The sequence below is a fragment of the Paenibacillus sp. 01T422 genome, assembly GCF_056398785.1.
Map to the genome: position 1 here is coordinate 1 of NZ_JBFTQB010000307.1, position 9319 is coordinate 9319.

The following is a 9319-nucleotide window of genomic DNA, read 5'->3' on the forward strand; positions in this document are numbered from 1 at the left end:
GGGGTGGGCAGAATGATAGTATTGAATATTGTAATTAGTTTATTTGTCATAGTCCTGCTGCAATTTGCAGGGATGTATGTATTTAGTTTAATGACGCCCTACCGCGATATGGAAGAAGTAAATAAGGGGAATGTAGCCGTTGGAATCACAATGGGCGGTAAATTCATAGCTACAGCTATCGTGCTGGCGATTGCCGCATATAGCAATTCCTCGATCTGGCACATGAGCTTGTGGTTTGCGGTAGGTTACGTCTGTTTGCTTGCTACTTACTGGGTATTTGATTGGTTAACGCCTGGCGTGAAGCTATCCGATCAATTGAAAGATGGAAATGTAGCAGTCGGCACATTGCTGGCTGCCGTATATATCGGTATTGCTCTTGCAGTCAGTTCGCTCATTATTTAGCAAATCATTAAATCGCGATTGTTGTAATTTCCACGTCCCTAAGTTGCGAGAGATCTAGAAATTGATTATTAATTTTGATGAGTGGTCGGAAAAAGTCGGTAGGATTGGTCATGACGATTGTACCGACTCGGCCGTCGCTAAGGGACACGGTTTTCCCGATAAAGTTAGGAATCATGTTACGAATAAATACCTGTGTGATCTTCGGATCAAGCTGTCCAAAGCTCATCCGGTGAAGCTCTTTAAGAACAAATAAGAGGTCGCGCTTATCTTGATACACGCGCTTGCTGATCATAGCGCTATACACGTCTGCGACAGCAACGATAAGCGAATAAGAATGAATCTCCGTGCTTTTTTTGCGTAACGGATAGCCAGTGCCATCCATGCGCTCATGATGCTGAAGAGCAACGAGTGCCAATGCGTTGTCTTTCAAAGAGTTTTTGATGATTTCATACCCAAAGATGGTATGCTTTTGAATTTCATTATACTCGTCATTCGTTAACTTACCGGGCTTAAATAAGATTTTCTGGGGTATTTTACATTTTCCTACATCGTGTAAATAGCCGGCTGTACCAATAACAAGAGCTTCTTTATCGCTTTTGTTCATCCATTTGGCAATATAGTAGGAAAGCATACCTACTTGTACACTATGTTGATACGTGTAATCATCTTGGCTGCTTAATGAAAGAAGCAAAGAAACGACGTCATTCTCTTCCTCAAAGCTGGCGATTAACGGATTGAAAGCGGATTCTATCATATCCATAGAAAGCTTTTCCCCGTTTTCTGCAGAACGAAATATGTCTTTAATGCCGGAAATGCAATCATGGAAGGAATTTAATTGAGCCAGCTTCGCTTGTGAGGATTCCACTGGCACAATTTCGGCTTCATTAACCCTTGGGGCAATATCCACATATTCCACATTATGGCGGTTAAGCATCATTATATCGCTTGCATCCACCACGGTACCTGCTGATAGAAGATGAAGTCCTTTTGTACTATAGGAATCGGAAATCAGTTTATCACCAACAATTAGTTGAAGTACGTGTATATGCATTGAAGTTCCTCTCCCAGTCCTATATTCGTGTAGGTATATTGTAATACTACATCCCTATATAACGGCTGTAAAGACTTTTGGCTTGAATTAAATCATCCGTTCCTTGAATGAGGACGCGACCATCAGGGAATATAACCATGTGCAAATCCGGGCCTGCCTGGAACTTTAAAAGGAACCTGTTTCGCTCAACCGAACCTAACGGTTTCAAGCGCTCTTCCCAGTATTCAAGCGGCTTGGCAGCAGGAAGTACAGGATGAATCTGAACCGAGTTACGACCGCATAAGGATTGAATGGTGTCGCTGTCAATGTCAGTCTCCAAGTAGTCGTACTGCTTGCTCACACAGGCGGGACAATCCGCCTTTAGTGCGTTGGTCACGTTTATTGCGGAGTGTTGGTTGAACCAAAGGTCCCACTGCTGCATCCGAAGATTCAGATGCTCAGTAGCGCCAACTAGTAGTTTAAGAGCTTCAGTTGCTTGAAATGAAGCAACGACATGTATAATTCCGCCAATCACACCAGCTGTATCGCAGGTTTCTGTCGTGCCAGCAGCGGGAGCTTGATTGAACAAACAACGCAGGCATGGCGTCTGCCCTGGGAGAATCGTCATAGAGACACCTCTTGAAGCAACAGCGCCGCCATAAATCCAGGGAATGCCCAATTTGATGCTCACATCGTTGATAAGGAAGCGGACGGAGAAGTTATCCGTGCCGTCTAAAATTAAATCTACATCCCCTAACAAGTCTTCGGCATTCGTAGCGTTAAGATCCATGACATGAGGTTCGATTGTGACGAGTGAGTTCACTAGCTGTAATCGTTTGGCTGCAGCAATCGCCTTAGGTGTCATCGTTGCTGCATCTTCTTCGTCGTACAACATTTGCCGTTGCAAATTGCTCGCTTCTACAAAATCGCGGTCAATCAAGCGGACATATCCGACTCCAGCTCGCACCATATGATTGGCAAGAACGGTGCCCAGGGCACCCATGCCAACGATAGCGACACGACTGCTAATAAGTTTGCGCTGTCCTTCTACTCCAATAGGGGAGAAGAGCACTTGTCTTGAATAACGCGCATCTACCCCGTTTTCTTGCTCTGTATGTAAAAATGTATCCACGTAAGTCATCTCCAATTCGCTCTAATCCGTAAGTGTCGTTTGCAGTGGATTCCAAGGGCCAGTTTGGCTGCCCTTCCATTCCGAGCCATCTTCCCAAATTTCTTTTTTCCAAATGGGTACGATTTGTTTCAACCGTTCGATTGCGTATCGGCTAGCCTCGTAGCAGCTTGCCCGGTGAGGGGAAGAAACGGCAATTACGACGCTAGCTTCCGCAATGGCTACCTTCCCCAAACGGTGCGTAATCGCACTAAGTGTGCCCGGCCATCGGTCGGTGATTTCTTGAGCGATGGTTTCCATTGTTTTGATCGCCATCGGCACATAGGCTTCATACTCCAAGAGAACAGTGCGCTGCCCATGCGTCATCTCTCTCGTAGTCCCAATGAAGAGGAGCGAAGCCCCATGATTGGGATGGTTTACTTTGGCGGCAACTTGTCCAGCATCAATCGGATCGTAGGTAATTTCAAATAAGGAGGGCTGCCCGCCTGACACGGGTTGGGAAAAGCAAAATGAGCTTATGGGATRAAAGGAGAATGGTCAGGATGCAAGCAGATTTACGCATACAAGTGTCAGACCCACATCTAACAAATGAAACATTTACTGTACAAGAACTCGTTGATCTGGCGGAGATGAAATTGGCGCTTGAGGACCGTGTTCCGAACGTTTCAGGGGATGCATTTGATTTAAAAGCATGGTATCGAAGCTGGAAAAACAKCCGTGGTGGACAAGCTGAAAGCGAGCCTACACATGTGAAAGTAGAGGCTGTTGATGAATTTCAGGCGTTAATGTCGTGGTCGGAAGTAGACTCAGCTCTTTTTCTCTATGCTCAAGACGAAGAACCATTAAAGAAGGGGTACCCGATTCGCTTGTATGTGCCAGATGGAAGCAGCGAATGCCTCAATGTCAAAAGTGTTGTACATATCTGGTTTCTGCATGATGCCACACTTGGCGAAGAAGCCACCTTTGGTTTTAAAAATAAAGTAACGCTCGATGARTTGAAAATCAAGAGATGAGACGACTTCTGATTTTACATACGAATGATTTGCATAGCCACTTTGAGATGATGCCCAAAATTAGTGGCTACTTTAACCAAGCTCGCCAGGACTGGCCATCCGAGCAAGTGTTGACGCTGGATATTGGCGATCATATGGACCGGATGAGCCCTGAGACAGAAGGTACCAATGCCATTGCTAACTTGGAAATCATGAACGCAACAGGCTATGATGCGATGGTGCTTGGCAATAATGAAGGGCTGACGTTCACGCCTGACTTTTTGAGAGCTACTTTCAAGGAGCATGCGCGCTTTCCTATTCTTGGAAGTAATATTTATGAAAGAGCAACGAACCTCACTCCTGATTGGCTGCTACCATCGTTGACGATTGAAAAGTCTGGTTTGAAGATTGGCATTATAGGCGTGACAGCGGCTTATCCGGCTTATTATGAGCTGCTCGGTTGGGATGTAACAGATCCGTTCGAGGCTGTGAAGACTCTTACGGAGCAGCTGCGCCCTCACACAGACCTCATCGTGGTCATGTCGCATCTCGGTCTGCCGATGGATAGACGCATAGCGGAAGAGATCGAGGGCATCGATGTGATCCTTGGCGGCCACACACATCATGTACTGGCGGAGCCGCTCCTGATCAGCGGCACCTATCTGGCTGCGGCCGGCAAGTACGGGCAATATGCCGGCCACATCGAACTGGCCTACGATCCGGCGCAGCGCCGGATCGCCCAGTTCCAGAGCCGCGTCGTCCCGATGACGACGGGCAGCGTAGAAGACAGCAGCGTTGCCGCGCTGCTGGCACGATTCCGCATCGCCGGCGCAGCGGCGCTGGATGAAGAAGTGGCGCAGCTGCGGGAGCCGCTGCGCCTGGACTGGCACGGCGAATCCCCGCTTGGCAACTTGCTTGCCGCCGGGATTCGCCGCTGGACCAGCGCCGACATCGGGCTGGTCAACAGCGGCCAACTCCTTCAGGGACTGAAGGAGGGGCGCTTGACGCGCGGCAGATTGCTAGAAATCTGCCCGGGGCCGATCAACCCGTGCCGCCTGCTGCTGAGCGGCGCGGATTTGCAGCAGGCACTCGAAGAGTCGCTGCTGCCTGAATTCACGGAGAAGCCGATACGGGGACTCGGCTTCCGGGGTGAAGTGCTAGGCGCGCTTAGTGTCGACGGTATCACCGTCGAGTGGGACAGCTCCCGCGCGCCTTATGAACGTATCGTCGCCGTGTACGTAGGCGGAGAGCTTTTGGACCCTGGCCGTGACTATGTCGTAGGCACGATAGATATGTTTACTTTCGGATCCGGCTATTTATCCTTAAGCCGTGGGAAAGATGTGGTGTACATGCTGCCGGAGTTTATCCGTGACGTGCTTGCCCGCGAGCTTACGGATCATGAAGCGATTGCAAGCAGCCACTCAGCAAGATTTATTGACCAAAGGGCATCAGCAACGAGGGGGTAGACCCCACGAATTTGTCATTAAAGTTGTCAGATCATACATGTTCCAAGTAAAATAGATAATTGGACAGGAGTCCGACCATAATCTTTTACCTTTAGGGGGAAACCATGCATACTATTTTTGAAGCGATCATTATTGGGATCGTAGAGGGGTTGACCGAGTTTTTACCGGTATCCTCAACAGGACACATGATTTTGGCGCAAAGTTTGTTGAACACGCAAAACGACGAAGTCATGAAAACTTTTGATTTCGTTATTCAGCTCGGAGCCATCATGGCTGTTGTCATTATTTATTGGAAACGTATCTTGTCATTGTTCGGCTTGGTGAAAAGAAAAAGCGAAAGCAGAAGCGGGAAAAAACTGAATTTACTACATATTCTTATCGGAATTTTGCCTGCAGGAATCATCGGTATATTGTTTAATGATGTTGTCGATGAGAAGTTGTTTAACTCGACGACGGTTATTATCGGACTTATTCTTGGCGGGATTTTGCTAATCATTGCGGAGAAGAAGAAAGGAAGGCCAAGTACCGAGGTATTGGATGACTTAACTTACCGTCAAGCCTTCTTCATCGGTTTGTGGCAGCTTGTGTCGATCTGGCCAGGATTCTCTCGTTCTGGTTCCACGATTGCAGGAGGGATGCTCTCAGGCGTTAGCCGTGCAGCTTCTGCAGACTTTACGTTCATTATGGCAATTCCGATTATGTTCGGGGCTTCCGGCGTCTATTTTTTGAAAAACTATGAAGCTCTTTCTGCCAATGACTTCGCTTTTTTCGCAGTAGGCTTTGTGGTGGCTTTCATCGTAGCTCTGTTAGCGGTTGTTTCTTTCATTAAGTTTGTTCAAAATATGAAATTGACCTATTTTGCCTACTATCGTTTCGCAGTAGCAATAGTATTTGCACTTTATATGTTTTTAAAATAAATGCTATTGAAATAAAGTGGCGAACCGCGTCGAAAGATGCGGTTTTTTTTGTTGAACTTTTAGATGAAATCTATTACATTTAGATAGATAATAACGTTCAGCTACTCGGGGGTCCTTACATGCTGTTAATGCCGATCAACAAGTGTCATCCTGGAATGAGGCTGGCTAAGAATATTTACAACGAAGATGGTATGGTTTTACTTGCTGTTAACGTTGAGCTAACGCAGAGACTAATCGATCGGCTATTTTCATATGGTATCGACTATATTTATATCGTAGATTCCCGGACCGATGACGTTATTCAAGTTGATATTATTCAAGATGAAAYGCGAAGCAGGGCTGTACACGAAATTCGGCATACCTTTAAGCGGGTCATGGAGGATTCGAACAAGCGCGGAGCTGTTAGCTATTATGATATCGGACGTAATTTCCGTGATGTGATGAACATGATTATTGATGATCTAAGTGCTCATCAAGGTGCAATGGTCATGCTAAACAATATGAATATAAAAGATAATTATTTATTCCAGCATTCGGTGAATGTCAGTATATACGCCATCATGCTCGGAATTAGTTATGGATACAGCCGTGAAAAGTTGGAGACGCTTGGACTTGGCGCTTTGCTGCATGATATTGGAAAGACCAAAATTCCACTAGGCATCCTCCGCAAGCCTTCTCAGTTGACTAAGGATGAATTCATGGAGATGAAGAATCATACCACGTATGGTTTTCAGATTCTGAAGGATGAGCCGAACATTCCGCTGTTGTCTGCGCATTGTGCTCTTCAGCATCACGAACGGATAAACGGAAGTGGTTATCCACGAGGTTTGCAAGGCCCGGATATTAATGAATTTGCGCGCTGGATCGGTTTAGTCGATTCCTACGACGCTATGACAACTACTCGTGTATATCGCAGGCCATTATTGCCTCACGAAGCCATGGAGCAGCTTTTTGCAGGTTCTGGTACGATGTATGATCAAAGCCAAATTGCGTTATTCCGTGATAAAATTGCGATTTACCCGCTTGGTATCACCGTGAAATTGAACACAGGCGAATTCGGGATTGTCTCCAAATTAAACTTAACGGTTCCGCAGAGGCCGGTCGTTCGAATCCTGGAGGATGAAGCAGGTAGTGAACTCAAAGAACCGTATGAGATTGATCTCTCTATCAAGCATTCGGTCCTCATTTCAGAAATCGGTGAAATTAAAATCGAAGAACTGAACACAGAATCGGGTATGCCAACTCTACTTTGAGATAAAATAAAGATAACGAACATCAAGAACCTGGGATCCCAGGTTCTTTTTGCAGATCAGGGGGATGTGTGTGAGAGAATCAGCGGTGAAAGGCAAATTTTGGAGATGGGGATACGCCATGCACCGTTATCGCTGGCTAGTCCTTACGCTTTGCGTGCTGCTGTTCCTTAGCTTCGCGCTATTTGCACAGAAAACACCCGGTATACTCAAAGATAATGGCTTTACGCCAAAAGGAAGCGAGTCGGATCTCGGTCTCATCCAGCTGCGGGATGAGCTGGGTGTACCCCTGACGACGATTAATCTGGTCTATACGGGGGATGTCCTCGATATGACCAAGCAAGAACAGCAGCAAGCTATCATGGATTCACTGGGGGACTTAAAGAAGCTGCCCTATGTAGAAAATGTAAGCTTCGTTGCCACGCCTCGAAATGAAGGGCATCTAGATGTCCAGGCTGTGAACGTTTCGCTCGATCTGGATACAGACCCGGCACTTGAGAGGTACCCCGAATTGAAGGAACGCGTGCATCCTCCTGCTGGCATGAAGGTATATGTAACGGGAGGACCTGCTATTTTGCACGACATGCAGGAAGCGAGCAAGCATGATATTGCCAAATCGGAAGCCATTGGCCTGCCCATCGCGCTTATCGTTTTGTTAATTGTTTTTGGAACACTAGTGGCGGCGCTGCTGCCAATGATCGTGGGACTCATGAGTGTAACTCTCACACTTGGGATTACCTATTTTATTGCCCAGCATCAGTCCTTATCGAATTTTCTCCCGAATATGGTGACGATGTTGGGACTTGCCGTCGGAATAGACTATGCGTTATTCCTGGTAAGCCGCTTCCGGGAGGAGCTGAAGGTACAACCTAATGTAGCTGAGGCGGTAGCAATGACTTGCCAGACAGCTGGGAAATCCATTTTCTTCTCTGGCATTGCGGTATTGATCGGGTTACTCGGTATGTTGTTCGTTGATCTCACGTTTTTTCGCTCCTTGTGTTTAGGGGGGATCATTGTCGTATCCATATCTGTGGTTGTCGCCAACACCATGCTGCTAGCTCTTCTGGGGTTGCTCGGCAAGCGGATTAATTCGCTTCAGGTGCTCCCTAAGCGCTTCCGTAAGCAGGAATCATCCCGATTCTGGGAAAAGATTGCCTATGGTGTGATGAAGCGGCCTGTTCTACTTGTCATCCTGGTTGGGGGAGCCTTAATCTATGCAATGACCCCCATTGGTCAAATGAAGCTGAGCGTGCCCAATGCCGAGGTGCTGCCTCCTAACTATGAGTCGCGATATGGATCGGATTTGCTTAAAACAGTGTATGATCCTCGGATGATGGGGCCAATTCAAATCGTTGTACATACGGAAGAAGAAATATGGGAAGAGTCCGCAATACGTCAAGTTCGGGCATACGAGGACAAAGTGAGGGCTGTTTCGGGTGTCAAAGAAATTCAAAGCTACCTCAGCTCGCTAGGACAACGTACAGATGCTGAATTAGCAGGTATGTTGAAGGCTCCCGGAATTAAAGAGCAGATCGAAGGGGGCAAGCTGGCGAAGGGACATACTGCGCTGCTTGTTGTTGTGCCTGAGAAGGACCCGGATGATCCGTCGACGGATGGGCTTGTACGGAAACTTCGCGCATTGGAGCGAGAAGGACTGGGTGTGGCGGTCACGGGCGGACCGGCTTACCGGCTTGATATCATCGATCGTATTCAAAATGAAATACCTTCCGTGCTCACTTTTGTCATGGGGATTACGTATATCGTCCTTCTGCTTGCCTTCCGGTCTATTCTGCTGCCTCTAAAAGCTGTACTCATGAATATGCTAAGTCTAGGCGCAAGTCTCGGATGCGTGGTGTTAGTGTTTCAGCACGGCTATATGGCAGATTTGCTGCATATCACGTCTATTGGTTATGTCAGCGCAACGCTGCCGGTTATTATTTTTTGCGTAGTGTTTGGCATCTCGATGGATTATGAGGTCTTCTTAATTTCTCGCATTATGGAGGAGTATGAAGCAAGCGGAGATAATGACAAGAGCACGGCGGAAGGGCTCAAAAAAACAGGCAGTTTAATTACAAGTGCGGCATTTATTTTGGTTGTCGTCGTCGGCTCGTTTATCTTCACAGATATTGAAAT

The 9319-nt window shown here is 47.0% G+C and carries 8 protein-coding genes and 1 pseudogene; 6 read left to right on the forward strand and 3 right to left on the reverse strand.

What is annotated here, in order from left to right:
- The first annotated feature begins 12 nt into the window (after window positions 1-12).
- Window positions 13-402 (forward strand): DUF350 domain-containing protein, encoded by a 390-nt coding sequence (locus AC1DUA_RS17925; protein WP_477501072.1) that lies wholly within the window; start codon window positions 13-15, stop codon window positions 400-402.
- A 7-nt stretch (window positions 403-409) separates the two neighbouring features.
- Here the strand turns inward: AC1DUA_RS17925 and AC1DUA_RS17930 are convergent, their stop codons facing one another.
- From AC1DUA_RS17930 to AC1DUA_RS17940, 3 genes and pseudogenes are all read right to left on the reverse strand, one after another.
- Window positions 410-1453 (reverse strand): HD-GYP domain-containing protein, encoded by a 1044-nt coding sequence (locus tag AC1DUA_RS17930; protein WP_477501065.1) that lies wholly within the window; start codon window positions 1451-1453, stop codon window positions 410-412.
- 46 nt (window positions 1454-1499) lie between these two features.
- The gene (locus AC1DUA_RS17935) at window positions 1500-2564 is read right to left on the reverse strand and encodes a ThiF family adenylyltransferase (protein ID WP_477501066.1); all 1065 of its coding nucleotides are present in this window, start codon (window positions 2562-2564) and stop codon (window positions 1500-1502) included.
- 21 nt (window positions 2565-2585) lie between these two features.
- Window positions 2586-3032 (reverse strand): annotated as a pseudogene (locus tag AC1DUA_RS17940) (molybdenum cofactor biosynthesis protein MoaE); the annotation flags it as partial.
- Between the two features lie 71 nt (window positions 3033-3103).
- On the opposite strand from AC1DUA_RS17940, the gene AC1DUA_RS17945 reads away from it, so the two are divergent.
- The 5 genes from AC1DUA_RS17945 to AC1DUA_RS17965 all read left to right on the forward strand — a co-directional run.
- A complete protein-coding gene (locus AC1DUA_RS17945) occupies window positions 3104-3574 on the forward strand; it encodes a molybdopterin-binding protein (RefSeq protein ID WP_477501067.1) in 471 nt (156 codons plus the stop codon).
- On the forward strand, window positions 3571-5019 hold the full coding sequence (locus AC1DUA_RS17950; protein ID WP_477501068.1) for a bifunctional metallophosphatase/5'-nucleotidase: 1449 nt from the start codon (window positions 3571-3573) through the stop codon (window positions 5017-5019). Before AC1DUA_RS17945 ends, AC1DUA_RS17950 begins: the two co-directional genes overlap by 4 nt.
- A 104-nt stretch (window positions 5020-5123) precedes the next feature.
- Window positions 5124-5936: an undecaprenyl-diphosphate phosphatase gene (locus tag AC1DUA_RS17955; protein ID WP_477501069.1), complete on the forward strand. Its 813-nt coding sequence runs from the start codon at window positions 5124-5126 to the stop codon at window positions 5934-5936.
- Window positions 5937-6055: 119 nt separating this feature from the next.
- On the forward strand, window positions 6056-7189 hold the full coding sequence (locus AC1DUA_RS17960) for an HD-GYP domain-containing protein (RefSeq protein WP_477501070.1): 1134 nt from the start codon (window positions 6056-6058) through the stop codon (window positions 7187-7189).
- A 70-nt stretch (window positions 7190-7259) separates the two neighbouring features.
- Window positions 7260-9319, forward strand: a 2060-nt coding sequence (locus AC1DUA_RS17965; protein ID WP_477501071.1) for an MMPL family transporter, incomplete at its 3' end; no start/stop codon positions are given.

Coding starts and splice junctions, on each gene's coding strand:
- AC1DUA_RS17950 (WP_477501068.1), top strand. CDS start 3,571: ATGAGACGACTTCTGATTTTACATACGAATGATTTGCATAGCCACTTT.
- AC1DUA_RS17925 (WP_477501072.1), top strand. CDS start 13: ATGATAGTATTGAATATTGTAATTAGTTTATTTGTCATAGTCCTGCTG.
- AC1DUA_RS17955 (WP_477501069.1), top strand. CDS start 5,124: ATGCATACTATTTTTGAAGCGATCATTATTGGGATCGTAGAGGGGTTG.
- AC1DUA_RS17930 (WP_477501065.1), bottom strand. CDS start 1,453: ATGCATATACACGTACTTCAACTAATTGTTGGTGATAAACTGATTTCC.